This window comes from Odoribacter sp. N54.MGS-14, from assembly GCF_000980295.1.
Classification (GTDB): domain Bacteria; phylum Bacteroidota; class Bacteroidia; order Bacteroidales; family Marinifilaceae; genus Odoribacter; species Odoribacter splanchnicus.
On sequence record NZ_LARL01000020.1, the window covers coordinates 19,894 to 45,031 of the forward strand.

Here is a 25,138-nt window from a genome sequence, read left to right on the forward strand (position 1 = left end):
TATATAGTATGAAACATTTCCTGTTGGTTTTTCTGATTTCAGGATGTATCCCGGCTTTAGCCCAACCCTGGTTACACCGGGATAATAGTCCGGAATTGGATAGTCTGAGCTTTTTTTTCTTCGGAGACGTCATGCAACACGAACCTCAGATCAGCGGGGCCTGGAATGCAGAGACAGCTGATTACGACTATCTGCCCTGTTTTCAGTACATCACTCCTTATTGGCAAAAAGCCGATTATGTCATCGCCAATCTGGAAACGACTTTATCCGACAGGGGGTATAGTGGTTATCCTCAATTTTGTGCTCCCTGGCAACTTGCCCGTGATTTAAAAGCATGTGGAGTCGACATCCTGACCACCAATAACAATCATTCCTGCGACAAAGGACATCGCGGTATAGCTAAAACCATATACTATCTGGATTCCCTGCAATTCCCCCATACCGGAACCTTTACCGATACAACGGCTTGGATTACCCGTTCTCCCCTTTATATTCGCCAGGGAAAATTCAAGATTGCCCTGATCAGTTATACTTATGGGACTAACGGTATTCCGGTAACCCACGGCCAGGTCGTTTCCATGATCGATACCTTTCATATGGCCCGCCAAATCGAAAAGGCCCTTTTAGACACGGTCACCAATATCATTGCAGTCATGCACTGGGGTGAAGAGTATTTTACAGCTCCGAATGCAACTCAAAAAAAACTTTCTTCCTGGTTGCACGAACGGGGAGCCGACATCGTCATCGGTTCACACCCACACGTCATCCAACCGATAAGCTATATTCAACACGAACAGGACACACTGGGTGTTACTGTCTTCTCTTTAGGAAATTTTGTATCCAACCAAAGTAAACGATATACAAACGGAGGCTTGGGAGTTCACCTCACTCTTTACCGCCAAAACGGGAAAACCCGTTACCGGATGCAAACCCTCAGTAACTATGTCTATCGTCCGCAGGAAGATGGGAAAAGACGTTATTATGTCATCCCCGAACCGGAAGCCCACCGAATCCTCGCCAGCCAGGACTCTTTGCTCTATACCCGATTTTTTCAGGATACCGATTCGATTATCGGTCATATAGCACCGAAATTCCAATTAGAATAGGTGCTCACCGAAATCGACTCCGCAAATATTTTTACCGGAAGGACTTATTTTATGTAATAAAATTTGTAATTTCGTAGAGTTAAAAAATAATAACTTTTAAATTATGAAAATTGCAGTAATTGCACATGATGGAAAAAAAGCCGAAATGGTAGCTTTCCTGAACAGACACATGGACTTTCTGAAATCCGTAGGTACAGAAATCGTAGCTACCGGAACTACAGGGAAACATGCACAGGATGCAGGTTTGGAAGTTGAACGCTTACTATCAGGGCCGTTGGGAGGTGATGCTCAGATTGCCGCATTGGTAGCTGAACACCAAATTGCGATGGTAATTTTCTTTCGGGATCCGCTGGGTAAACACCCACACGAACCGGATGTACAAATGTTAATGCGGGTATGTGACGTTCACAACGTACCTATCGCGACCAATCCAGCCAGCGCTGAAATGATGATTCGGGGATTCCTCGATATGCATCAGAAGTAAAGCCCGGCCCCCGGACTTTACTATCGGAAACGTCTTTATCAAGCGGCAGATAAAGCCGTTATTCAGAGAAATCTATGAAAACCTTTGCACAAACCATTCTCATCTATTATATTTGTGCAAAATATAAGATTCGGATGATCAGGAAATTTACAGCAATAACGCTTCTTTCTATGGCCAGCATAGTGATGCTTGCTTTTGTTGTATTTCCACATCATCATCACAACGAATATATCTGTTTCGCAACCGCTCACTGCCAGGATGAAGGAGAAAACGAAGAGCACAGTCATGACACAGGCAGTAGCAATCATCGGTGTGTAAAAAATCTTTTTCAAACCCAAATCAACCGGGGACAAAATGTAGAACATCAGAGCGAAGAAGGAGCCTATCATCATTTTAGCCTCTCGTTGTTTCTTGTTTCCAATATTCTTGAATTCTTATCTTCTGAAGCAGAGCAACAATGTGATTCCGATAGTTATTATCAGGAAAAACTTCATACAGCCTGTTATATATCAGCCTTGGCTGGCCGAGCCCCTCCTTTTACAGTATAGTTTTCTAAATATCAGGGAGATACCCTTCTGATAAACCGGACAGAATTTTATCGTACCGATAAAGCTTAGTTCATAAAATTTATAAAGTCGATACCCCTGCGGGCGTTTTATTTACGGCCGCAGAACGATCGTTAGAAATGAGGTTTGGTATAATCCTCCGAAGAATACGATCCACTTTATAAACTTCAGACAGTGAAAACACAACTTTATCAGCTTTACCAATAAGAATTAACCGAATTAAATATCCATAAATAAAACGATATGAGACTATTTATTATAGCCCTAACTATTTTATCGATGTGTTTTTACGGATGTAAAAATACTCAAAAATCCTCTCATGAACACGAGACAGCCGAGGAGCATGCAGCTCATAACCACGACCATGAACACGAAGGTCACAACCATGAAGAAGAGGAACATGAGAACGGCGAAGGACATAGTGATGAGATTATCTTCACAAAAGCACAGGCAGCCAAAACAGATTTTGAAGTGAAAGAAATACAGCCCGGAACCTTCCACCAGATTATCAAAACGACAGGTCAGGTGCTTCCGGCTCCCGGAGATGAATCGATCATCGTAGCCACCAACAACGGGGTTATTTCCTATGCTAACAATAACCTGGCGGAAGGAAGTATGGTAAAACAAGGACAACCTCTTTTTTACATTACTTCGAAGCACATGGGCGAAGGAGATTATTATACCCGTATCCATGCCAATTACGAAAAAGCCAAAGCCGAATACGAACGAGCTGAAAAATTAGTAAAAGATCAGATTGTTTCTCAAAAAGAATTTGAAAATGCCCGCTTAAATTATCAGAACGCCAAAACCGCTTATGAAGCTATTTCGGGTAAACAATCGGCCAAAGGTGTCGGGATCACCACTCCATTAACCGGTTATCTCAAAAACATCTCTGTCAAAGACGGCGAATATGTTACAGCAGGTCAGGCTATAGCCACTGTATCGCAAAATAAAAAACTGGTTTTACGTGCAGACGTATCTGAAAAATACTATAACTCGCTGAATTCCATCAATAATGCCAACTTTAAAACTCCTTACGATAATCGCGTATATGCTTTACCTGATTTATCCGGGAAATTACTATCCGTCGGTAAGGCTGCCGGAACAAATTCATTTTTTATCCCGGTAACCTTCGAATTCGACAACCGTGGTGATATCATTCCGGGTTCATTCGTCGAAATATACCTGCTCTCTTATCCCATGGAGAATGTACTGAGCCTTCCGGTATCGGCCTTAACGAACGAAATGGGTAATTTTTATGTATACCGCCAACTCGATGAAGAAGGTTACCAAAAGCAAGAAGTCACACTCGGAGCCAACAATGGCAAGGAAGTTCAGGTATTATCAGGCTTAACTCCGGGAGACCGGATCGTTACCCGTGGAGCTTATCAGGTGAAAATGGCTTCAGCCTCTGCTGCTATTCCGGGTCATACCCACGAACATTAAAATGGAGTAACTATGCTAAATAAAATCATACAATATTCATTACACAACCGTTTGTTGGTAATGATCGCAGCAGTAGCCCTGCTGATTTGGGGAAGCATTACAGCCCACAACATGGAAGTGGATGTTTTTCCAGACCTGAATGCTCCGACCGTAGTGGTGATGACCGAAGCTCAAGGGATGGCACCGGAAGAAGTAGAACGGCTGGTGACCTTCCCGGTGGAAACCGCTGTCAACGGAGCCACCGACGTCAGACGTGTACGTTCGTCTTCTACCACAGGTTTCTCGGTCGTATGGGTTGAATTCGAATGGGGTACGAATATTTATACAGCCCGGCAGATTGTATCGGAAAAGCTGGCAACCCTGGGAGAAGCACTTCCTGATAATGTCGGTACTCCCACCCTGGGCCCCCAATCTTCGATCCTGGGTGAAATGATGATTATCGGTCTGACTGCCGACAGTACTTCTTTACAGGATTTACGTACAATAGCCGATTGGACCATCCGACCGCGCTTACTCTCGACCGGAGGAGTTGCCCAAGTGGCCGTTATCGGAGGCGACATCAAAGAGTATCAGATATTGCTCGATCCGGCCCGTATGAAGTATTACAATATCGGATTGGACGAGGTCCTGCCGGTAGTAGAAAATATGAACCAAAATGCCACCGGAGGTATCCTTTACGAATACGGAAATGAATATATCATACAGGGAGTTATGGCAACCACCCGGGTCGAGGAAATAGGTAAAGCCGTCATTAAAACCGTCGACGATTTTCCTATCACATTGGCTGATATTGCAAACGTTCAGATCGGAGCTAAAACACCTAAATTAGGAGTTGCTTCAGAAAAAGGTAAACCGGCAGTGCTGGTTACCGTCACCAAACAACCCGGCACCAACACCCTCGAACTAACCGACAAACTGGATGCCTCTATCCAGGAACTTCGTAAAACTTTACCGGAAGACGTCGAGGTTTCGACAGACATTTTCAGGCAATCCCGTTTTATCAACAGTTCGATCCACAACATCCAGGAAGCTTTACTGGAAGGAGCTGTTTTTGTGATTGTGGTGTTGTTCTTTTTCCTGATGAATTTCCGGACCACGATCATTTCCCTCGTCGCTCTTCCTTTGTCTATGTTGATGGCAATCCTGGTGATGCATGCTTTGGGGTTGACAATCAATACTATGAGTTTAGGAGGTTTGGCTATTGCTATCGGCTCGTTGGTCGACGATGCGATTGTGGATGTGGAAAATGTATATAAACGCTTACGCGAAAACCGATTCAAACCCGCCACAGAACGACGCCCGACCATCGAAATTGTTTTCGAAGGTTCGAAAGAAGTCCGGATGCCTATCCTGAACTCTACGTTGATCATCGTGGCTTGTTTTCTTCCTTTATTTTTCCTTTCGGGCATGGAAGGCAGAATGCTGATACCGCTGGGTATTGCTTTCGTTGTCGCCCTGTTTGCTTCGACCGTCATCGCTTTGACACTGACTCCGGTATTATGTAGTTATATGCTGACTACCGAAAAAGCATTGAAAAAAAGCGAAAAGGAGCCATTTATCTCCCGCAGCTTAAAAAAGGTATACCGAAAATCGTTAAACTGGGCACTGCATTACAAAAAAATAGTGATCGGTACAGCTGCCACCCTACTGGTTTTATCGCTGATCATCCTATTCAGTTTAGGACGTAGCTTCTTGCCTCCTTTCAACGAAGGTTCGCTGACCATCAATATCAGTACCATGCCGGGTATCTCACTTGAAGAGTCGGACCGTATGGGTGGATTAGCCGAAAAGATTCTCCTGGGGATTCCGGAAATTCAAACTGTGGCACGTAAGACAGGACGTGCCGAGCTAGATGAACATGCACTGGGAGTAAATACCTCCGAAATCGAAGCACCTTTCGAGTTACAAGACCGGGACAGAGATGAATTTCTGGCTGATGTACGAAAACAATTGGGTGAACTGAAAGGGGCCAATATCGAAATCGGTCAACCGATCTCCCACCGTATCGACGCCATGCTTTCCGGAACGAAAGCCAACATTGCGATCAAACTATTCGGTAATGACCTGAATAAACTGTATAGCTTGGGAAGTGAAATCAAGAATTCTATACAAGGAATCGACGGTATTGCGGACCTGACTCTGGAACAACAGATCGAACGTCCTCAGTTACAGATTCTTCCTAAACGGGACATGTTGGCCAGGTATGGTATTACTCTACCGGAATTTTCCGAATTTATCAATGTCGCTCTGGCCGGGAAAGTAGTTTCACAAGTGAATGAAGGTGGAAAAATCTTCGACCTGACCATTAAAGTAGCCGACCATGACCGGGATAGCATGGAAGAAATCGGTGAACTCATGCTGGATGCCAATGGGCGTAAAGTGCCCCTGCATTATGTAGCGGAAGTACTTCCCCTATCCGGGCCCAACACCATCAGCCGGGAGAATGTACAACGTAAGATCGTCGTTTCTGCCAATGTTGCCGGCAGGGATTTGAAAGGCGTAGTCAACGATATCCAAAAAACAGTAGACGAACAAATCTCTCTACCGGAAGGTTATCACATCGAGTATGGCGGACAGTTCGAAAGTGAAGCAGCTGCTTCCCGAACTTTATTCCTGACTTCCCTGATCTCCATCCTACTGATATTCTTGATTTTGTATCATGAATTCCGGAGTTTACCTTTATCCGGTATCATCATGTTGAATCTGCCCTTAGCCATCATCGGAGGAGTGATCAGTATCTGGTTTACCTCAGGGGTAATCAGTATCCCTTCTATCATCGGATTCATTTCCCTATTCGGTATCGCTACCCGTAACGGAATACTACTGGTATCCCACTACAATCATTTACGGGAAGAAGGTCTGAATCTGAGGGAAAGTATTATTCAAGGTTCTTTGGACCGGCTCAATCCGATTCTGATGACAGCCTTAACCTCTGCACTGGCTTTAATTCCGCTGGCTGTGGGTGGGGATCTTCCGGGAAATGAAATCCAAAGCCCTATGGCACAGGTGATATTAGGAGGATTATTAAGCTCCACTCTGCTAAACGGATTTGTAGTCCCTATCGTATATTTTCTGTTGAACCGGAAAAAAGAAGCATCAATAGTAACCCCTCAGGAGATACAAGCCGATTTATAAATTTACAATTCATCATTATGAAAAAATACATATACATCCTTTGCCTGTCTCTGATCGTCACTCTCCCTGTATTTTCCCAATCGGGAATCAAGGAAGTGCTTAAAAATATCGAGGTAAACAATCCCACCTTACAAGCAGGCATGCAACTAAACCAAGCACAAAAGCTGGAAGCACGGACGGGGATTTTTTTACCCAACCCGACAGTCGAATTAAATCAATTGTGGGCCGACCGTAGTGTAGGCGGAAATGCCAACGAATTAGCCGTCGTACAGAGTTTCGACTTCCCTACGGTCTATGCCAATAAAAACAAATTGGCCAAATTGAAATCTGCAACTTCCGATCTCCAATATGCAGCCACCCGTCAGGAGATCTTACTGACAGCACAACAGACCTGCCAGGAGATCATATACTTACGCAAACAAAAACAGTTATTGGACCAACGGCTGAAAAATGCGGAAAAACTAGCAGAATTGTATCGTCAACGTTTTGCGAATGGTGATGCCAACCGATTAGAATACAACAAAATTCAATTAGAAAAGATTAATGCCAATAATGCCAGCCGACTCAATAACTCGGCTTTGCGGGCTCAATTGGAGAAATTACAGGCACTGAACGGTGGCCACCCCCTCGATTTCGAAACAACGGACTACCCACAGACTCAGGTTCTACCGGACTATTCCAGTCTGGAATCGGAGTATCTGGCCGCTGATCCCACATTAAAAAGTCTACGCAGCGAATCCGAATCCGCCCAACGGGAGATCAAAGTAAACCGGGCCCTGACTTTACCTAAATTCGATCTGGGTTACCGTCGTAACGGGGGGAGTGAATCAAAGATGAACGGTTTCAAAATCGGCCTTTCGATTCCGCTTTGGGAAAATAGAAACACGGTTAAACAAGCAAAAGCACAAGCCGAATATACGGTTACCAATATCTTAGCCAATCAACAGACCCTGAAAGCTACCCTCCGGGAACTATACCTGCAAGCCGAAGCTTTGGCAAACTCCCGGAATGAATATGCAGAGGCTCTTTCCAGCCAACGGACCGACGAATTACTCAATAAGGCTCTCGAAACCGGGCAGATATCCATGATCGATTATTTTGTAGAGATCACTCTGCTTTACGATAGTATGCAAAACTATTTGGATGTAGAAAAAGAATATCAGAATGCAGTGGCCCAACTATTACAATATCAATTGTAATAAGTTTTAAAGTCCCCCAACCTGCCGGCGCGTTTTTACAGCCACGAGTGCTGCTGTAAAAACGCGCCGGCAGAGTTCAAAAAACTTTAGGAAGCAATTACTCCAGATTTTAATAATTACAGGGGGCACAAAAGTTGCAAGAAATTCAGCATCAAGGCAATTACCGCTATACGGCTATCCCCCTAATAACTCATCAAACACAGGTCAGCAATTCCCTCATCCGATGAATGACAGGAGCTTTTTTCTGCAGGCGTTCTTCATTGTTATGCCCTCCTGCAAATAAGATACAATCGAACCCCAAAGCGTCGGCCACCTCGGCATCGTGAATAGTATCTCCAACCATCAGGGTGTCTTCGGGTACAATCGGACAAGTCTGTAACATTTGCTGTCCCCGTTCGATCTTGCCGGCCGCATAAATATCATTCGCCCCACAAGCGCGGTCAAAACGGGAATCGATCTGAAAATGCCGGAGCATCTGTTGCAACAAATCTTCCCGAAGAGCAGACAGGACATACTGTTTTACACCGGTTTGCTGTATGCCTGCCAGCACCTCTCTTACTCCTTCGTTCAATCCCACTTCGCCGGCATATTTATCATAGGTCTCGACAAAATCGACAGACAGTTCATGAAAAGATTCTTTCTCCATATCGAATCCGACCCGATCATAAAAGTCTATGACCGGAAAACCGAATTTTTCTTTATAATCTTCTACAGAAAGCAATGGCAAACCTCTTCTCCCGAGCATATCGTTCAACGTATTCACACCGACTTTCACATCATTCAATAAAGTACCGTTCCAATCCCACACGACATTTTTATACTTCATAAATTTATCTTTAATCCCTATTATTTATTCCTCTTCTTCTACAGGCTTATAAAAAGCTTCCGCTCCAGGCCAATCCAATTTTTTCCGTGCCAGTCCTTCCGGATAAATCATATACACCACATCAGCCTCGGTCGCCAACTCATTTTTTTCATTGAAAAGCTCCACGTGAGCGGTCACCAACCGTCTTGCCACTTCGGTCACCTTGGCTCTCAACCAAATTTCTCCCTGATCTGTCCGGACAGGCCGTCGGTATTTCACCTGCATTTCTGTTGTCACACCAGCTGTTTTTTCATGAGAAAAGATTGCCCAACTGGCAATCTCATCGATCAGTGTCGCCTGTATCCCTCCATGCAAAACATGAAAAAAGCCCTGATAATTCTCCGAGGGCACCCAATGGCAGGTGATATATTCACCTTCATCCACAAACTTACATTTCAGTCCATACGGATTTGTCGGCGAACAACCGAAACAATTGTATCCCTCCAAATCCGCATAGGCATTATACATTTTCCGTTTTTCCATTTTACGTTCCGATTATCGAACCGTAAAATTAACGCATTTTTCTAAGAATTGTTGCCTGCTTTATATTTTTCATACTCGACCACGACCAATTCGATCGGAATAGCCAATAAACTCATTCGCCGGAAGATATCGGGCAGTTCCGTCCCGACAAACTCTTCACGTCTGGATTCAGTAATCTGCTTCGAAGCTCCTTCTGTCACAAAAAAGCCGACTCCCCGCTTGTTGCAAATGATCTCCCGGGCCTGCAAATAGTCGTAGGCACGCATCACAGTATTCGGATTTACTTCCAATTGTACCCCCAATTCACGAACAGACGGAATCCGTTCCTGAGCTTTCCATTTACCTGTGACAATGTGATCACAAACCAAATCCACAATCTGCAAATAAATCGCCTGCGTCTCCTTAAAGTCCATAATCAGTAATATTGTCTTTAACCTTTGACTTTGAGATACACACCTTCGGTGCATTCAATGTATCCACTTTTACACCGGGAGATACCCATAACTGACATATCACACCCGAATATTCCTCGGGGCCACTTACATATAAAGTGTCTCCGGCCACCCGAAAACCAGTAACCTGCCGGAACGGTATCACACCGGTTATTTTAAATCCCTGCTTTACCTTTTCCGGCGACTCAATCACCCTGACTGCCATATCTGTATTATAGATCACAACGTTACTTACCGGCTGTTTATACAATTTTTCGATATAAGCCCCGGCTTTTTCCATCTCCTGATCACTTGGATTTTTTAAGTTATAAAAAATGATAAATCCCAAAATCACCGGTAAAATATAAAGGACTGCTAAAATTAAATCATATTTTTTCATTGTCTTTTCAATTATTGAACTTGTTTCGTTTTCAATTTTATCCAAATTACTGCCTGATAGGTCAGTGGGAAAATATAGAACACCAGTAACCAGCGGAAAGAAGGTAAATCTGGCAAGACTTCTCCTCCGTAAAAACTCAACTCATCGGGTTTCATTTGTGGCTCTGCCCCGAACAACTTATTCCCCAACCAGACGGAAACGGCTACCAAGGCCAATAAAAATATCACATGAACCAAAAAAGTCAATATAAAAGGATGCTTCCGGAAAGTGACCGATCCCCACATGCCTACCGACATTACATATAAAAACCAAATGACAACCATATTCACTACAATGCCATTGGTCAGCTTTCCATAGTTCAGTTCTTTCTGATCATACGAAATATTCATCAGGTACCCACCCTCCGAAAAGTCGAACACATTCCCGATTTCGGTATGAACCACTTCCTGTCCGGGAGTCATGGCAGGGACCTGATTCCCGAAACTCCCGCTTACATACTCCAATCGATTGAGTCCTGTAAATTTATAACTACTCGTAACCGAAGCCAAAGCATAAAACATCAACAAATAAACGACAAGTAATACGACCGTGGAATTCAGGAAAGCCAGCACATATTTTTCAAAGACAGAAGCCGGTAACAACAGCGTATTCAATATTTTATCTTTTACAACAAAATCACGCAAAGAATGCAGAGCGACAACCAAAGCAAACAATCCATATAGTCCCCAGAACAGCTGACGATATACCCCTTTGTAATATTGAATAAAATCAGATACCTCCGCCGGATTTTCTACTTGCGTGTATTCCCTCAGAAAAGGATTAAATTTACACAAACACAAAAAAGTGATTATTCCTATGATCCCTAGGAAAATAATTCCTAACCTCCTATTTTCCCGGTAATACTTCCGGGCCAATGCTCCAAAACGCCGGTATTCAAATACTTCATTCATAGCTATCATTTTATACATTTTCCTATTTCAAAACTTTTTCAATCTCCGCCGGATGTTCCAAAACCGCATTAAAAAACAATTCCATATCCAGTTTGCTATCTTCCTGCTGTAAGTTGGGTACCATTCCCCAGCGGCCTCTTAAAGATTCTTCGGCAAATAAAGCCGTTTCTCCCTCTCTCAGCTGCCTGAACACAAAATGATCCGTAATCTGTTCTACCGTTGTATTGACCAAGATCCGGCTCTTTTCGATAATGACCAAAGCATCGATCAAATTTTCCAGATCCCGGACCTGATGAGTAGAAATCACAACACAACGTTCCTCTGAAGCCACCGACGCAATCAATCGCCTGAACTGACTTTTTGAAGGGATATCCAATCCATTGGTTGGTTCGTCCATCATCAACAACCGGGTATTACAAGCTATCCCCAGACTGATCAAAGCCTTCTTACGCTGTCCATAAGACATTTGTCCCATTTTATCCGATTCGGATACTTCAAAAATTTCCATGGCATGGAACAATAATTCTTCGTCAAACTTCGGATAAAACCGACAGATCAAAGGGAAATAATCTTTCATCCTCATATCCGGCAAACAGATTTCTTCAGGAATGAAAAAAATATCGGATAAAAAAGAAGGTTTCCTCAACCGGGGAATAGCATCACACACCTCTATCCGGCCTCGCAAAGGAAACAATAAACCACCGATCAATTTTAATAAAGTAGTCTTACCGGCTCCATTCTTTCCAAGCAGGCCATAAATATGCCCCCCGGTCAATGAAAGATTCAATCCGGAAAAAACTTCCCGTTTTTTTTGATAACCAAAATCCAAGTTTTCAATATAAATCATCTTTTCAATATTAAGATTGATAAATTTTCATAGCGTATTAATATACTAATACACTACAAAAGTAGATATAATAATCAGAAAAACAAATTCTGAAGAAAAAAAACGGTCAAAATAACTCTTCGTCACTTTGACCGTTTCCTCTATCGTCAGTCAGCCTTCTCAGGCCGGATTCATAATCACATATTCGTAGCGATCGATTCGGCACAAGCTTTCATTTCCTCAGCCGGAAATTGCTTTTTAGGATTACAAAAATTCATATCGTCCCCTCCGTTGAGAGGCACCAGATGAACATGTGCATGCGGGACATCCAAACCCAATACAGCCACACCGACCCGTTGGCAAGGAATGGTTTTACCAATAGCCCTGGCGACCTTCTTGGCAAACACCATTAGCCCGGCTAACTCTTCATCCGAAAGATCGAACAGGTAATCGGTTTCTTTTTTAGGAATCACAAGCGTATGTCCCTTTTGCAAAGGATTAATATCGAGAAAAGCATAATAATACTCATCCTCAGCTACTTTATAAGAAGGAATTTCTCCTTTCACGATTTTAGAAAAAATTGAAGCCATAACAAATCGCATTTTACAGACTGATATCCATAATTTCGAATTCCATTTCACCGGCAGGTACCTTCACCATCACTTTATCTCCTAATTTCTTTCCGACCAAAGCCTGTGCAATCGGTGTATGGATAGATAACTTCCCTTCCTTGAAATTTGCTTCAGTTTCAGAAACCAGAGTATAAGTCATTGTTGCTCCGGTTTTCGTATTTTTGATCGTCACCTTATTCAACATCTGTACTTTAGATGTATCGATCTGTGACTCATCGATCACCCGACAGGTCGCGATGGTATCTTTCAGTTGGGCTATTTTTGCTTCCAAAAGCCCCTGGGCATCTTTGGCTGCATCATATTCTGCATTTTCTGAAATATCGCCTTTTTCGATAGCTTCTCCAATAGCCTTGGAAATTTTCGGACGTTCTACATTCTGCAATCTTTCCAATTCCTCCTGTAGTTTCTTCAATCCCTCTTTTGTTACATAAGACACTTTGTTGCTCATAACCGTTTATTTAACATTTATTTTATACATAAAAAAATAAATGACACTTATCCTCCAATAAGTGCCTTTATTAAAAAGAATTCCTGTTGATACTAGGAATCCTCACCTCCGATTACAAAGATATGACCTTTTTTCGGAATAAAAAATTTTTTCAGCAAAATTATACAAACGTTTCCACTTCAGAATTTCTTCGTTTCGCCCCTAATCTCACTCTTTATCAATATTTTTCTCTTTCAATACCCTTCAAAATACCGGCTTGTTTTCAGACCAGCCTTGTAAATAACCGGATAGATAGTTCCTCTTTTATACATAAACTTTTCAGAAGTTATAAAATAAAAAGGGAATCATTTGCATATAAAAATAACTTTTCCTACATTTGCACCTCGATAAAAACGTACACAGTCTCTTATACGAAAGACTCCGTGATAATACTGTGTCCGATAAATGGATTTTTAAAATTTGAAATAATGGATTTAATTAAAGTTGCAGAACAGGCATTTGCCGCTGAGAACCCAGTAGAGCATCCTTCATTCAACACAGGTGACACAGTAAGCGTTCACTACAAAATTGTCGAAGGAAATAAAGAGCGTATCCAGGTATTCCGTGGTGTAGTTATCCAAGTCAAAGGAACCGGAAGCACTAAAACTTTCACTGTTCGTAAAATGTCAGGAAATGTCGGTGTTGAAAGAATTTTCCCGATAGAATCACCGTTTATCAAAGAAATCGAAGTAAACAAAGTCGGAAAAGTAAGACGTGCCCGGATTTATTATTTCCGTAATCTTACCGGTAAGAAAGCCAAAATCAAAGAAAAGAGATCTTAAGATCAAGTTAAAAATAAAAAAAGCTCTGCGTTGCAGGGCTTTTTTTATTTCCTATCTTTGTCAAATCTTTAAGGAATATTTTATCGTATCAACAAAGACAGAATCATCACAACAATAAAAAATACATTATGGAGAATACTGAAATTATTCAAAAAGCCAGAGCCAAAGCCGAAATGTGGCTGAACGATGCCTACGACAAAGCTACCCGTACAGAAGTAGAACGCCTGTTGAATGCCAGTGACCCGACCGAATTGATCGACTCATTTTACAACGATCTGGAATTCGGTACCGGTGGGTTACGCGGAATTATGGGTGTGGGGAGCAACCGGATGAATATTTATACGGTAGGTGCCGCTACCCAAGGTTTCGCCAATTATATTAACCGGCTGTTCCCGGGAGAAAATAATTCAGTATGTATAGGCCACGATTGCCGCCATCATTCGCGGGAATATGCAGAAACGACTGCAGCGATCTTTTCAGCCAACGGCATTACAGCTTATCTTTTCGAATCGCTGCGTCCGACACCGGAAATGTCGTTTGCTATCCGTGAATTGGGATGTAAAGGAGGAGTCATCATTACCGCTTCACACAACCCGAAAGAATATAACGGTTATAAGGCTTACTGGAATGATGGTTCACAGTTAGTTCCCCCTCACGATAAAAATGTGATCGACGAAGTAAAAAAAGTGAAGGTCACCGATATTAAGTTCACGGCTGTCCCGGATAAAATCAAGATTCTTGGCGAAGACTTTGACCAGAAATTCCTGAATACAGTAAAAACCCTGAGTTTATCTCCGGAAGCCATTCAACATCAGCACGACTTGAAAATTGTTTTTACTCCCTTACATGGTACCACTTATAAATTAGTGCCTGCTTCTTTACGTAATTGGGGGTTCACCAATATCACCACTATCCCGGAACAGATGATTACCGACGGTGATTTTCCAACCGTAGCTTCTGCAAATCCGGAAGAACCGGCAGCCTTCAAGATGGCATTGGATAAAGCCCGGGAGATCGATGCCGACCTGGCTATGGCTTGTGATCCGGACGGAGACCGTATCGGTATCGCTGTTAAAGACGACCGGGGCGAGTGGATTCTACTCAACGGCAACCAGACCAACATTATTTTTACCTGGTATATCATCCAGCGCAGGAAAGCATTAGGCCTACTCAAAGGCAACGAGTATACTGGTAAAACGATCGTTACTTCCGAGCTGATTAAAGATATCGCCGAGAAGAACGGGATTCCCTGTTACGATGTATACACCGGTTTCAAATGGATCGCCGATATGATCCGTAAAAAGGGAGCTGAAGGTTACATCGGAGCCGGTGAAGAATCGTTCGGTTTCATGCCAGGTTCTTTTACCCGGGATAAAGATGCCGTATCTTCGACCTCTTTGATGGCAGAAATTGCTGCCTGGGCAAAAGATCAGGGGAAAACTTTGTTCGGTATTCTCGAATCGATCTATGCTGAATATGGTTTCTCACAAGAAAAAATGGTTTATATTGTACGCAAAGGCCTGACCGGAGCTCAGGAAATCAAAGACATGATGAACAACCTCCGGCACAACACCCCGAAAACGATCAATAACAGTGAAATCATCATCAAAAAGGATTATGCAACATTACAGGAAATCAATCTGAAAACCGGAGAAACAAAAACCATGGATTTTCCAACCACCAGTGACGTACTTCAATTCTTCCTGGCCGACGGTTGCAAAATCTCCGTTCGTCCTTCCGGTACCGAACCCAAAATAAAATTCTATTTCGAAGCCCGTGCCACGATGAAAAATGTAAACGATTTTCATAAAGCCCAAGCTGAAGCTTTAGCTAAAATCGATGCAATGATGGCCGATCTGAAAATAAACTAATACCCGGCAGGCTAATGTACCGCACTGTGTATACAGACCGGTACATTAGCCTATTTTCAAACCGGTATTTCGAAGAACTCTTCTTTAAAATTGACGAAATATACCCTTTCCTGTGCCCGGGTAATCGCCGTATACAACCAACGCCAATACTCATCATTCAGCATCTCCTCCGGCAACCACCCCTGATCGATAAACACGGCATCCCATTGTCCCCCCTGAGCTTTATGACAGGTAACGGCATAAGCGAATTTCAGTTGTAAGGCATTGTAATATTCATTTTCCCGGATTTTTTCAAATCGTTTCTTTTTAGAAGGGATATCGGCATAATCGGCTTCTACAGCCTGATAAAATATACGGTTTTGTTCATACGTCATCGCCGGATAATCGGACATCAGGGTATCCAGCATAACCCAAGCCGTCACCTCTTCTTCATACCCATCTATCTTCAGTGTAGCATTTACAAAATGATGCCCATAAAGCTCTACTCTTCTGCCGGCCCGTTGTACGGTAGCCATATCTCCATTGGCAATAAAATCGATTTTTTCATAATCAGCTCCCCAGAAATAATTGTTTTTTACGATCATAATCCGGTCTCCACTACAAAAATCCTCTTCCCGGTATAAGATCGTGCGGCGTATTCCTTCATTAAACCGATTGGCCCGTTTATTCGAACGACAAACGACAATCGTTTCTTCTTCCCCGAACCGCCCGTAACAGGAATCTATTTCTTCCAGAAGTTCCCCACCACCGATCTTAAAAACATCGGGAAATTTTCCGATCCTGAGCCGCAGATTTTCCGATCCGATTCCGATCAGACTCCGTACCTGTGTGGCATTGTATAAAATACCCGACTGTTCTGCCTGCCGCATAATATCGGTCAAAGCCACCTCGGTCACCTTGAAATTATAAGCAGCTTCCAGTTCCCGTCTGTCCAAGGCCGGACTAATATCCAGGCCTACAGGGGGTAACTGAGCCACATCCCCGATCAGTATCAAACGGTTATTCCGTCCATTATATATATACTGTATCAAATCGTCCAACAAACAACCACTCCAGAAATTACCTTCCCCATCGGCATTTGAAATCATCGAAGCCTCATCGACAAAAAACAAGGTGTCAGCACCGGCATTAAATCCCAGATTAAACAAGCCTTCTCCATCGGTCGAAGACTTTTGACGATAAATCTTTTTGTGGATCGTAAAAGCCGCTTGTCCGGCATAACCGGCAAAAACCTTCGCCGCCCGACCGGTCGGGGCCAGCAAAACGACTTTATACTCAAGGCTTACCAAAGCATTCACAATAGCAGCGACCAATGAAGTCTTTCCCGTACCGGCATATCCTTTCAACAGAAAAATCCCTTCTTCTTCCCGGGCAAAGAAAAAACGGATAAAATGCTCAACAGCGATCTGTTGGGTCGGAGAAAAATCATAACCGAATTTCTTCCGGATAATATCTTCAAAATGTTTTTGGATCATCATGAAATTTAATAGAAGATTATGCCTTTAATCTAAATTTTTTCCTAAATTTGCGAGCAATATTAAGATTTTGTGCTGCGTTGACAACGTTTGAATTGCGGGGATAAAGATACGAAATTAGGATCAACCTCACAGGTCTGATGAAAATTTATGCATTAATATCATACAAAAATAACGTTAAATATGAAAAAGCTTATTATTCAGATTATCCTTGCCGGAATTATTATTTTTCTTGGCTATAAATGCTACGAAAGTATTAAGATTCCTCAACAATTTAAAGTGATAAAAGAACAGAGATATGCGAGAATTGCCGATCGTCTGAAAGATATCCGTACAGCTCAGGAAGCTTATAAAGGAGTATATGGAAAATATACCGGTAGTTTTGACACTCTGATCAATTTCATCAAATACGACTCGGTAAAAGTTGTTCGTTCAATCGGTTCGTTGAGCGACGAAGACCTGGAAAAAGGAATTACCGAAGCTCAGGCTATCAAAGAAGGGCGGATTGTTCGTGACACTGTAAAACAAGGCGCTTTAGAAACCATTTTCAATAAAGATTACCCGATCGACGATCTCCGTTATGTGCCTTTCACGAAACGGAAATATCAATTCAATATGGGTGCCTCTTCTATGTTTACCGATTCAGGAGTAGAAGTCCCTCTTTTCCAAGCTTGGATTTCCAATACCTATATCTTTGAAGACATCGAAGATCAATACAAAGATGAAATCCTTCAGGAAAACGGTGAAAGAAAAAGGCTGAAGAAATATCCGGGGCTGAAAGTCGGTGACCTGAAAGAAGCGAATAATAACGTAGGTAACTGGGAATAATGTAGTTGCATGCAGAACGTATATTATATTGACAGTAATTTCATAAAAGAAAATTCTTCACAATATATTTTGTCCATCCGTTACTCGACGGATGGACTTTCATTTTGTGTCCACAATCATAATCACCAGCTTTTGGTGTTTTTTTTCCAGCCTTACCAGTTGGATAGCCAGGATGCCGTCATTGCCAAGGTAAAAAAAATCATGGTGGAAGATGAACTATTGAATTTAAAATATAAAAAAGTATATATTCTACCTTGCCAAAAAGAAAAAATCCTGTTGCCCGCCCATGTGTTCAATAAGAATACCTTGGGAGATATGTACCGGATCTGCCTGCAACCTCAGAAAAACGATATCTTATTATACCGGAAAATCAAAGCGATCGAAAGTTACCTGGTCGAAGTACTCCCACGTAGTTTCGTCAATTTTCTGAGCTCCCGTTATGCTTCGCTGTGTATCGTCAATAATGCTTATGCTTTTATCATTCAAGCTATCGAAAGCATTCAATTCAATACCAATCATCTATTTATCGACATACACGATCGGTATTTCGATTTATTATTGACTCAGAACAACGAGGTACTGTTGTTCAATTCTTTTGATTACGGTTCGGTGACTGACCTGATTTATTACACCCTGAATTGTCTGCAACAATGTCATATCGATAAAGAGAACGTGCATACCTCCTTATCGGGCAATCTGGTCAACGATCCGGATTTACTGACGCTCATGAATAAATACATCCCGAATGTATCTATCCTGAATTGCGCCCCATTGTCCCAGCTCGTACGGAATAATGAATTGAATAATTCCAGTTTTATCCACTTGCTAAATATCCACAAATGCGAATAATCAGTGGTTCTCACCGAGGACGGCAGATTTTTCCCGACAAGAGTTTCAGTGCCCGTCCGACGACCGATTTTGCCAAAGAAAATTTGTTTAATGTACTGACCAATTATATGGACCTGGAAGATATTTCCGCCCTTGATCTATTCTCAGGTACCGGCAGTATCAGTTATGAATTTGCTTCCCGTGGTGCCCGGGAGATTGTCTCCATCGAACAGAATTACAAACATTATATGTTCATCAGGCGGACTGCAAAGGAATTGGGTTTTAAGCACATAAAAATCTATAAAACCGATGTCTTTATCGCTTGCAAAAAATTAAAAGGACGGAAATTCGACCTGATTTTCGCCGACCCTCCCTATAAGTTGGATAAAATCGACGATATCCCTGCCGCAATCTTCGATAATGAATTGTTAGCCGAAAATGGGATTGCTATTATAGAACATCCGGCCAACACCGACTTTTCCAGTCACCCCCGTTTTTCCGAACACCGGCAATACGGCAGCGTGAACTTTTCGTTATTCAGATAGGTTGTTTCGCAAAAAAATCCCGGGATTCGGCTTCAACCGTCCCGGGATTAAAATATGATCGACCGATCTTTAATTTTCGTCGTTCACATAATCGTAAAGCGGATCGCAGGTACACATCAGGTTGCGGTCGCCATACCCATCGTCTACGCGTCCTACTTGAGGCCAGAACTTATTCTCAGCCACCCAAGGCAGCGGATAAGCCGCTTTACTACGCGGATAAGTGTGAGTCCACTCGTCAGCTGTCAGAACCTTATGCGTATGCGGAGCATTCTTCAGTACATTATCGGTTTTATCTGCTTTTCCTTCGGCTACCTCACACATTTCCTCGCGGATTGTCTTCAGTGCTTCGATAAAACGATCCAGTTCTTCTTTCGGTTCACTTTCAGTCGGTTCCACCATCAAAGTACCATGTACCGGGAACGACAGGGTCGGTGCATGGAAACCGAAGTCCATCAACCGTTTAGCAATATCGAGCTCGGAAATACCATATTCTTTATTGAAAGCGCTGCAATCCCAGATCATTTCATGACCTACGCGTCCCTGTTTGCCTTTGAACAAAATTTTAAAGCCGAGCTTTTCAAATGAAGAAGCCAGATAGTTCGCATTCAGGATAGCCATTTCAGTTACGTACTTCAAACCTTCTGCTCCGAGCATCAACAGATAGCCATAGGTCACAGGCAGCATGCTCACCGAGCCATAAGGAGCGGCTGACACAGCATGTATTCCTTGTTCTCCGCCAGTCTTCACCACTGCATGTGAAGGTAAGAAATCTACCAGGTGTTTAGCCACACAGATCGGACCGACACCCGGGCCACCACCACCGTGAGGCATAGCAAACGTCTTATGCAAATTTAAATGGCAAGCGTCGGCGCCGATAAATCCGGGACTTGTCAAACCACATTGACCGTTCATATTCGCTCCGTCCATAAAGACCTGTCCACCGTTATCATGAATAATCTTCACCAGTTCCCGGATTGATTCTTCAAAAATACCATGGGTAGAAGGATAAGTAATCATAGCCCCGAACAGATTGTCTTTATTCGCTTCCGCTTTAGCCCGAAAATCTTCGACATCGATATTTCCTTCTGGATCGGTAGCCGTTACGATAATCTGCAAACCGGCCATAGCACTGGAAGCCGGATTCGTACCATGAGCGGAGGCGGGGATCAACATCACCTTCCGGTGACCTTCTCCACGGGAAATATGATATTGACGTAATACCATCAGAGCGGTATATTCACCGGCAGCACCGGAATTCGGCATCAGGCTGCAACCTGCAAATCCGGTCACTTTCTCCAGCATTTGTTCCGTTTCACGGATCATTTGCTGATACCCTTCCGCCTGATCAAACGGAACAAAAGGATGCATACCTCCGAATTCAGGCCAGGTGATCGGCATCATCTCTACAGCGGCATTCAATTTCATCGTACAAGAGCCCAAAGAAATCATAGAGGTCGCCAAAGAGATATCCCGGCGTTCCAGATTCTTCATATAACGCATCATGGCCGTCTCGGAATGATAGATATTGAATACCGGCTGAGCCATAAACTCATCCTCCCGCAACATGTCAGGATCGAGTACGGTGCAATCGTCCAGGAAAGTCACTTTCTCAGCTTTCTTCCCAGCAGCTTCGGCAAAAATACCGATGATCTCATTGATTTCAGCTTCACTGATCTTCTCGTCGGTCGATAATCCGACAGTCGTTCCGCAAGCACAATAGAACAGATTGATCTGATGTTCCAAAGCTACTTCCCGAATCATTTCCTGAGTCACTCCCTGCGGCAGCACGAAACGGATCGTATCGAAGAATTTTCCTTCCTTCAGCTGATAGCCGTATTTACTAATTTCTTCCGCCAGAATAACAGCAGCCGAATGGATATGCCGTGCTATCCGCTGTAAACCTTCCCGACCGTGCCATGCACCGTAGAAACCAGCCATCGTAGCATTCAATGCCTTGGCTGTACAGATATTTGAAGATGCTTTTTCACGTTTGATATGTTGTTCACGGGTTTGCAAAGCCAGACGCAATGCTTTATTTCCTTGAGCATCGATCGTTACACCGATAATACGTCCCGGAATATTCCGTTTGTATTCTTCCTTAGTAGCCATGTAGGCAGCATGAGGACCACCGTATCCCATCGGGATACCGAACCGCTGCGAAGTACCGACAACCACATCGGCCCCCCACTCTCCGGGAGGAGTCAATAATACCAAACTCATCAAATCGGCGGCAACAGTCAAAAGAGAACCATTGGCATGTACCCGATCGGCAAAAGCTCTGTAATCCCGGATCGCACCGTTAGCAGCAGGATATTGTACTAAAGCTCCGAATATTTCCGGAGTAAATTCAAAAGTATCGTAATCTCCGTAAACCAGTTCGATTCCCTGAGGAGCAGAACGTGTGACTAATACATCTTTAATCTGAGGGAATACTTTATTATCTACAAACAACTTGTTTGCTCCGGCTTTCTTCATTTCCTTTCCCCGCAGAGCATACATCATAGTCATTGCTTCTGCCGCAGCAGTCGCTTCATCCAGCAGAGAACAGTTGGTGATCTCCATAGCTGTCAGTTCGATAATCATGGTCTGATAGTTCAGCAAAGCTTCCAGACGTCCCTGGGATACTTCGGCCTGATAAGGAGTATAAGAAGTATACCAAGCCGGATTTTCCAATATATTCCGGATAATAACAGCCGGAGAAATGGTATCGTAATATCCTTGTCCTATAAACGAACGATATAGTTTATTCTTAGCAGCGACAGCCCGTATCCGAGCTAAAAACTCATCTTCAGTCAAAGGAGCAGGCAAATCCAACAGTTCCTGTAAACGGATGGATGCCGGTACTGTTTGTTCTATCAATTCGTCGACAGACTTCACTCCGATCACCTTCAACATCTCCTCTACATCTTCCGGACGTGGGCCGACATGTCTTCCTAAAAATTGTTCTTTAGCCATTGTTATATCATTAAAATTAATTGAAAACGTTTTCAAAATTAAAGGCGTGTAAAATTAAAGATATTCCGGCATATCTAATCTATATTTCCCGGAAAATTTTCAAACATTCCCTTCCTCCTGTCTTTTCTGAAAATCAGGCCTCCCAATTCAGTACAATTGTGGAAAAATTCTACAATTGTAGAAAATATCCTTTTACATTGTAGAAAAATTCTACACATCTCTATTTTTTCAAGAAAACGGTCATCCACTGATAACCAACAACTTAAACCACAAACCTCAATTATGGCACACTAATCGTTATATCATAAAACGAATGGCATAAGCTGAACCCAGAGTTCCTTTCCTTTTTCAACTTGCTGCCCTTTTCAAAAAATACACCAATTCTTTCGGAAATTCCGACATTCATATAACACAACACTTTACTCTGGGTTCTGGCCGCCTTTCATTTCTCGCTCCGGTTTTTCCAACCATGAAATGCACAATTCGTTTATAGATTCCTGAATTCCGGATTTCCTCCTGCTTTAATCGCAATACATTCTGTTTCGATCAACCATCCGGGGCGACATACGGGAGCCAGAACAATCACTTTAGGAACATCGGGAAATTGTTGTTCCATCAAATCCCGGACAATCGGATAATCGGCGATATCCCGCAGATAAACGATCATTTGGGCCAGATCGGCTAAACTACTTCCAGCCTCTTTCAACAAAGCTTCGATATTAAGTAACATCCTGCGCGTCTGCCCCGCAATATTCCCTGGATAAACAACTTCCCCCCGATTGTCGATACTCGCTGTACCAGAAATAAAGATATGCTTACGATCACCGTATTCCACTGCCGTTCCCCGTTCGAAAGTCACCCCATATTCATAAGTAGGATTCAGATACTCCGGGGCATGCAAAAAACGAATCTGCTCTGCCTGCAAGCCATCCACAGCATAAGCATCCAATAACACCAAACTACGGGAATCGGCAATCTGTCCCTGAATACCGGTACTAGCCAGATAGTGTGTTTTCTCGGTCAATCCCAAACGTACAAATTCTTCTTTTCTTCCTTTTACCACTCCGGCATAATTCACATCGACATCACGGACAAAAAACCAGGTCCGGATACATTGATCCGCCAATTTCAGTCCCCAGGAGTCCAGCATCTTTTCATAACGAACTAAAAGAGTATGTGTCTGTTGTTCTGAATCTCCTTCATTTTCAGACATGCCGACTGTAAAGTAATGACTGTATCCATTATGCCGGCATACGGGTAACCCGGCCCCGCTGCGTAACCACATCCACAAACAGACCTTCGCACCATTCAAAGGAGGTTGCTGCACGACAGAAATCGCTTCCAGACATTTCTCCGGGCGCATAGCCTTCAGGAGAAGTTCCTGATTAGCCGCATCACTAATGAAATAACGTTTCAGTAAAGGTAAAACGTCACCTTGCCATTCTTCGGTCAGCAGATATTCTATCGTCGACCGGATATGCTCCAGTTGTACGGCAAAATCCCCGACTCCCGGTTCAGGAATAACCATCGCCATATATTCAGCAACCCCTTGCCGGGGGATAAAAGCACTGATTTGTACACTCGTATGCCACAAAGGGTAATGTATCGTTCTTACTTCCATAATCTATCGTTCTGATTTTTAAATTACTCTGCAGGTAGAATAGGCTCGTCCTCCACAGCTCCGGCATCAATCCAATTATCGATCATGGTAAGCAAGGCCGGCATCAGGCCCAGATCGGAATGATCGATCCGCCAACCTTTACTGACATCGGTATTCAACACCTTATGCAAAAAACTAGCTGAAGCTTCTCCGGGTTTCACCAACAAGCTGCCAGCCTTATCTTTTACAGCTTTTTTTCCTACCAAGGCCGTATAGCTTTTACCTTCCGTCAAATAAAGTCCGGCTCCTGCCGAAGTACTTCCCCCATGACAGGTAGTACAGGAATTATTAAAAACCTCTTGTTGAATGCAATGAAACATTCCGGCATTTATCGTTCCCACTTCCATCTTTATTGTATCGGAAATAGTACTACAATCCAACTGATAAAAACTGACGATCTTCCTTCTCAGCTTATTTATGACACAGAGTTCCACCTGCTTCACTTCATCACTGATACCCGACAAGGTTACTTCAAGCTCTTCACCATCGGCAGCCGATGCCGGTACCGATTTTGAAGCAACTGCAAATTCTCCGTCTCCGAATCCGGCAACGACAACGCTATATTCCTCCGGCCAGCTTTCGACTCCGGTAATCTGTCCGGTCAGTTTCAACGTACGTCCTTCTCCCGTCACGATAACCGTCTCGTCATAAATCTTACCGTCATCACACGCGATCAGGCTCCACGTTAAAAACAACAACATATACAAAAGATACCTCTTCATAGATTATCATTTTGAATCAAAATGTATATTGGAGTAAAATCGTCCCGGAATGCATGGCAAGCCCCAAATCGTCGTTATCGCGGTCTAGTTCTGTCGCATGCCCGGTACGGCCGATATACTGATACATCGCCTGCAGTTTCAGATTACATCCTTTGAAAAAATAATTCATTCCCACAGCAGGCATATTCAACAAACCATCTTCATCCATCCCATTCCGGTTGAAAAAATCATAGCGGACGGCTGCCTGTAAACGCGGGATCACAAAATAGCCCCCTTGAACATATCCACCGAGATAATTGAAATCTTCTGAAATTTTCTGACGATCGGTAAACCCAACATGCATATAATACATCTCTCCAGCCAAGTAAAGCCGGTTTTTCAACAAAGCAAACTCTGCTCCTGCACGGAAATCGTTCGTACTTTCATTTTCACTTTCTACATTCATAGAAGCCGATATACCGA

At 43.1% G+C, this 25,138-nt stretch carries 24 protein-coding genes; 11 read left to right on the top strand and 13 right to left on the bottom strand.

All coding sequences use genetic code 11. The features are described from left to right. The first annotated feature begins 8 nt into the window (after window positions 1–8). From WS42_RS06250 to WS42_RS06275, 6 genes are all read left to right on the top strand, one after another. Complete coding sequence (locus WS42_RS06250; RefSeq protein WP_046402787.1) at window positions 9–1,106, top strand: CapA family protein; 1,098 nt, start codon at window positions 9–11, stop codon at window positions 1,104–1,106. Between the two features lie 103 nt (window positions 1,107–1,209). Continuing rightward, on the top strand, window positions 1,210–1,590 hold the full coding sequence (locus WS42_RS06255; protein WP_013612114.1) for a methylglyoxal synthase: 381 nt from the start codon (window positions 1,210–1,212) through the stop codon (window positions 1,588–1,590). 74 nt (window positions 1,591–1,664) lie between these two features. Then, a complete protein-coding gene (locus WS42_RS06260; protein WP_046402785.1) occupies window positions 1,665–2,138 on the top strand; it encodes a DUF6769 family protein in 474 nt (157 codons plus the stop codon). Window positions 2,139–2,399: 261 nt separating this feature from the next. Then, the gene (locus WS42_RS06265) at window positions 2,400–3,602 is read left to right on the top strand and encodes an efflux RND transporter periplasmic adaptor subunit (protein WP_229053092.1); all 1,203 of its coding nucleotides are present in this window, start codon (window positions 2,400–2,402) and stop codon (window positions 3,600–3,602) included. Window positions 3,603–3,614: 12 nt separating this feature from the next. Then, window positions 3,615–6,737, top strand: a complete 3,123-nt coding sequence (locus WS42_RS06270; protein ID WP_046450865.1) for an efflux RND transporter permease subunit — start codon at window positions 3,615–3,617, stop codon at window positions 6,735–6,737. A 17-nt stretch (window positions 6,738–6,754) separates the two neighbouring features. Continuing rightward, a complete protein-coding gene (locus tag WS42_RS06275) occupies window positions 6,755–7,936 on the top strand; it encodes a TolC family protein (protein WP_013612118.1) in 1,182 nt (393 codons plus the stop codon). Window positions 7,937–8,129: 193 nt separating this feature from the next. Here WS42_RS06275 and WS42_RS06280 read toward each other — a convergent pair whose 3' ends face one another. The 8 genes from WS42_RS06280 to greA form a co-directional block, all read right to left on the bottom strand. Next, window positions 8,130–8,762: an HAD family hydrolase gene (locus WS42_RS06280; protein ID WP_013612119.1), complete on the bottom strand. Its 633-nt coding sequence runs from the start codon at window positions 8,760–8,762 to the stop codon at window positions 8,130–8,132. Window positions 8,763–8,786: 24 nt separating this feature from the next. Further along, on the bottom strand, window positions 8,787–9,284 hold the full coding sequence (locus WS42_RS06285) for a PaaI family thioesterase (RefSeq protein ID WP_046450866.1): 498 nt from the start codon (window positions 9,282–9,284) through the stop codon (window positions 8,787–8,789). Window positions 9,285–9,325: 41 nt separating this feature from the next. Continuing rightward, complete coding sequence (locus WS42_RS06290; protein ID WP_013612121.1) at window positions 9,326–9,697, bottom strand: GntR family transcriptional regulator; 372 nt, start codon at window positions 9,695–9,697, stop codon at window positions 9,326–9,328. Then, complete coding sequence (locus WS42_RS06295) at window positions 9,687–10,115, bottom strand: hypothetical protein (protein WP_013612122.1); 429 nt, start codon at window positions 10,113–10,115, stop codon at window positions 9,687–9,689. The genes WS42_RS06290 and WS42_RS06295 overlap by 11 nt, the downstream gene beginning before the upstream one ends. Window positions 10,116–10,126: 11 nt before the next feature. Beyond that, window positions 10,127–11,065, bottom strand: coding sequence for a hypothetical protein (locus tag WS42_RS06300; RefSeq protein ID WP_140398565.1), 939 nt, complete (start codon window positions 11,063–11,065; stop codon window positions 10,127–10,129). A 22-nt stretch (window positions 11,066–11,087) separates the two neighbouring features. Further along, window positions 11,088–11,912 carry an ABC transporter ATP-binding protein gene (locus tag WS42_RS06305; protein ID WP_046450868.1) on the bottom strand — a complete coding sequence of 275 codons (825 nt, stop codon included), beginning with the start codon at window positions 11,910–11,912 and terminating at the stop codon, window positions 11,088–11,090. Window positions 11,913–12,088: 176 nt separating this feature from the next. Beyond that, on the bottom strand, window positions 12,089–12,481 hold the full coding sequence (locus WS42_RS06310) for an HIT family protein (RefSeq protein ID WP_013612125.1): 393 nt from the start codon (window positions 12,479–12,481) through the stop codon (window positions 12,089–12,091). A gap of 13 nt (window positions 12,482–12,494) precedes the next feature. Next, a complete protein-coding gene (greA, locus tag WS42_RS06315) occupies window positions 12,495–12,971 on the bottom strand; it encodes a transcription elongation factor GreA (RefSeq protein WP_013612126.1) in 477 nt (158 codons plus the stop codon). A 467-nt stretch (window positions 12,972–13,438) separates the two neighbouring features. Here greA and rplS point away from each other — a divergent pair, with 467 nt between their 5' ends. Together rplS and WS42_RS06325 are read left to right on the top strand one after the other, a co-directional pair. Beyond that, window positions 13,439–13,792, top strand: coding sequence for a 50S ribosomal protein L19 (gene rplS / locus WS42_RS06320; RefSeq protein WP_013612127.1), 354 nt, complete (start codon window positions 13,439–13,441; stop codon window positions 13,790–13,792). Window positions 13,793–13,920: 128 nt separating this feature from the next. Next, complete coding sequence (locus WS42_RS06325; protein ID WP_022159831.1) at window positions 13,921–15,663, top strand: phospho-sugar mutase; 1,743 nt, start codon at window positions 13,921–13,923, stop codon at window positions 15,661–15,663. A 56-nt stretch (window positions 15,664–15,719) separates the two neighbouring features. Here WS42_RS06325 and WS42_RS06330 read toward each other — a convergent pair whose 3' ends face one another. After that, window positions 15,720–17,138, bottom strand: a complete 1,419-nt coding sequence (locus tag WS42_RS06330; RefSeq protein WP_046403930.1) for an ATP-dependent DNA helicase — start codon at window positions 17,136–17,138, stop codon at window positions 15,720–15,722. Between the two features lie 183 nt (window positions 17,139–17,321). Here WS42_RS06330 and WS42_RS06335 point away from each other — a divergent pair, with 183 nt between their 5' ends. Genes WS42_RS06335 through WS42_RS06345 form a run of 3 tightly spaced genes read left to right on the top strand, consistent with a single transcriptional unit; the run spans window position 17,322 to window position 19,339 of the window. Continuing rightward, window positions 17,322–17,966 carry a hypothetical protein gene (locus WS42_RS06335; RefSeq protein WP_022159833.1) on the top strand — a complete coding sequence of 215 codons (645 nt, stop codon included), beginning with the start codon at window positions 17,322–17,324 and terminating at the stop codon, window positions 17,964–17,966. Window positions 17,967–17,975: 9 nt separating this feature from the next. Beyond that, window positions 17,976–18,815, top strand: coding sequence for a DUF3822 family protein (locus WS42_RS06340; protein WP_013612131.1), 840 nt, complete (start codon window positions 17,976–17,978; stop codon window positions 18,813–18,815). Continuing rightward, window positions 18,806–19,339, top strand: coding sequence for an RsmD family RNA methyltransferase (locus WS42_RS06345; protein ID WP_013612132.1), 534 nt, complete (start codon window positions 18,806–18,808; stop codon window positions 19,337–19,339). Before WS42_RS06340 ends, WS42_RS06345 begins: the two co-directional genes overlap by 10 nt. A 69-nt stretch (window positions 19,340–19,408) precedes the next feature. Here WS42_RS06345 and gcvP read toward each other — a convergent pair whose 3' ends face one another. From gcvP to WS42_RS06370, 4 genes are all read right to left on the bottom strand, one after another. Beyond that, window positions 19,409–22,294, bottom strand: a complete 2,886-nt coding sequence (gene gcvP / locus WS42_RS06350) for an aminomethyl-transferring glycine dehydrogenase (protein WP_046405069.1) — start codon at window positions 22,292–22,294, stop codon at window positions 19,409–19,411. 487 nt (window positions 22,295–22,781) lie between these two features. Continuing rightward, window positions 22,782–23,915 (bottom strand): Rid family hydrolase, encoded by a 1,134-nt coding sequence (locus WS42_RS06360; RefSeq protein ID WP_022159835.1) that lies wholly within the window; start codon window positions 23,913–23,915, stop codon window positions 22,782–22,784. A gap of 23 nt (window positions 23,916–23,938) precedes the next feature. Then, window positions 23,939–24,676 carry a hypothetical protein gene (locus WS42_RS06365; protein WP_022159836.1) on the bottom strand — a complete coding sequence of 246 codons (738 nt, stop codon included), beginning with the start codon at window positions 24,674–24,676 and terminating at the stop codon, window positions 23,939–23,941. Window positions 24,677–24,692: 16 nt separating this feature from the next. Continuing rightward, window positions 24,693–25,138, bottom strand: a 446-nt coding sequence (locus tag WS42_RS06370; RefSeq protein WP_046450869.1) for a porin, incomplete at its 5' end; no start/stop codon positions are given.

Bases quoted from the DNA above. Each gene is read 5' to 3' on its own strand.
- WS42_RS06340 (WP_013612131.1), top strand. From the start codon at position 17,976: ATGCAGAACGTATATTATATTGACAGTAATTTCATAAAAGAAAATTCT.
- WS42_RS06255 (WP_013612114.1), top strand. From the start codon at position 1,210: ATGAAAATTGCAGTAATTGCACATGATGGAAAAAAAGCCGAAATGGTA.
- WS42_RS06280 (WP_013612119.1), bottom strand. From the start codon at position 8,762: ATGAAGTATAAAAATGTCGTGTGGGATTGGAACGGTACTTTATTGAAT.
- WS42_RS06345 (WP_013612132.1), top strand. From the start codon at position 18,806: ATGCGAATAATCAGTGGTTCTCACCGAGGACGGCAGATTTTTCCCGAC.
- WS42_RS06360 (WP_022159835.1), bottom strand. From the start codon at position 23,915: ATGGAAGTAAGAACGATACATTACCCTTTGTGGCATACGAGTGTACAA.
- gcvP (WP_046405069.1), bottom strand. From the start codon at position 22,294: ATGGCTAAAGAACAATTTTTAGGAAGACATGTCGGCCCACGTCCGGAA.
- WS42_RS06295 (WP_013612122.1), bottom strand. From the start codon at position 10,115: ATGAAAAAATATGATTTAATTTTAGCAGTCCTTTATATTTTACCGGTG.
- WS42_RS06330 (WP_046403930.1), bottom strand. From the start codon at position 17,138: ATGATCCAAAAACATTTTGAAGATATTATCCGGAAGAAATTCGGTTAT.
- WS42_RS06250 (WP_046402787.1), top strand. From the start codon at position 9: ATGAAACATTTCCTGTTGGTTTTTCTGATTTCAGGATGTATCCCGGCT.
- WS42_RS06365 (WP_022159836.1), bottom strand. From the start codon at position 24,676: ATGAAGAGGTATCTTTTGTATATGTTGTTGTTTTTAACGTGGAGCCTG.
- WS42_RS06260 (WP_046402785.1), top strand. From the start codon at position 1,665: ATGAAAACCTTTGCACAAACCATTCTCATCTATTATATTTGTGCAAAA.
- WS42_RS06300 (WP_140398565.1), bottom strand. From the start codon at position 11,065: ATGAATGAAGTATTTGAATACCGGCGTTTTGGAGCATTGGCCCGGAAG.
- WS42_RS06265 (WP_229053092.1), top strand. From the start codon at position 2,400: ATGAGACTATTTATTATAGCCCTAACTATTTTATCGATGTGTTTTTAC.
- WS42_RS06335 (WP_022159833.1), top strand. From the start codon at position 17,322: ATGAAAAAGCTTATTATTCAGATTATCCTTGCCGGAATTATTATTTTT.
- WS42_RS06275 (WP_013612118.1), top strand. From the start codon at position 6,755: ATGAAAAAATACATATACATCCTTTGCCTGTCTCTGATCGTCACTCTC.
- greA (WP_013612126.1), bottom strand. From the start codon at position 12,971: ATGAGCAACAAAGTGTCTTATGTAACAAAAGAGGGATTGAAGAAACTA.
- WS42_RS06325 (WP_022159831.1), top strand. From the start codon at position 13,921: ATGGAGAATACTGAAATTATTCAAAAAGCCAGAGCCAAAGCCGAAATG.
- WS42_RS06270 (WP_046450865.1), top strand. From the start codon at position 3,615: ATGCTAAATAAAATCATACAATATTCATTACACAACCGTTTGTTGGTA.
- rplS (WP_013612127.1), top strand. From the start codon at position 13,439: ATGGATTTAATTAAAGTTGCAGAACAGGCATTTGCCGCTGAGAACCCA.
- WS42_RS06310 (WP_013612125.1), bottom strand. From the start codon at position 12,481: ATGGCTTCAATTTTTTCTAAAATCGTGAAAGGAGAAATTCCTTCTTAT.
- WS42_RS06285 (WP_046450866.1), bottom strand. From the start codon at position 9,284: ATGGAAAAACGGAAAATGTATAATGCCTATGCGGATTTGGAGGGATAC.
- WS42_RS06290 (WP_013612121.1), bottom strand. From the start codon at position 9,697: ATGGACTTTAAGGAGACGCAGGCGATTTATTTGCAGATTGTGGATTTG.
- WS42_RS06305 (WP_046450868.1), bottom strand. From the start codon at position 11,912: ATGATTTATATTGAAAACTTGGATTTTGGTTATCAAAAAAAACGGGAA.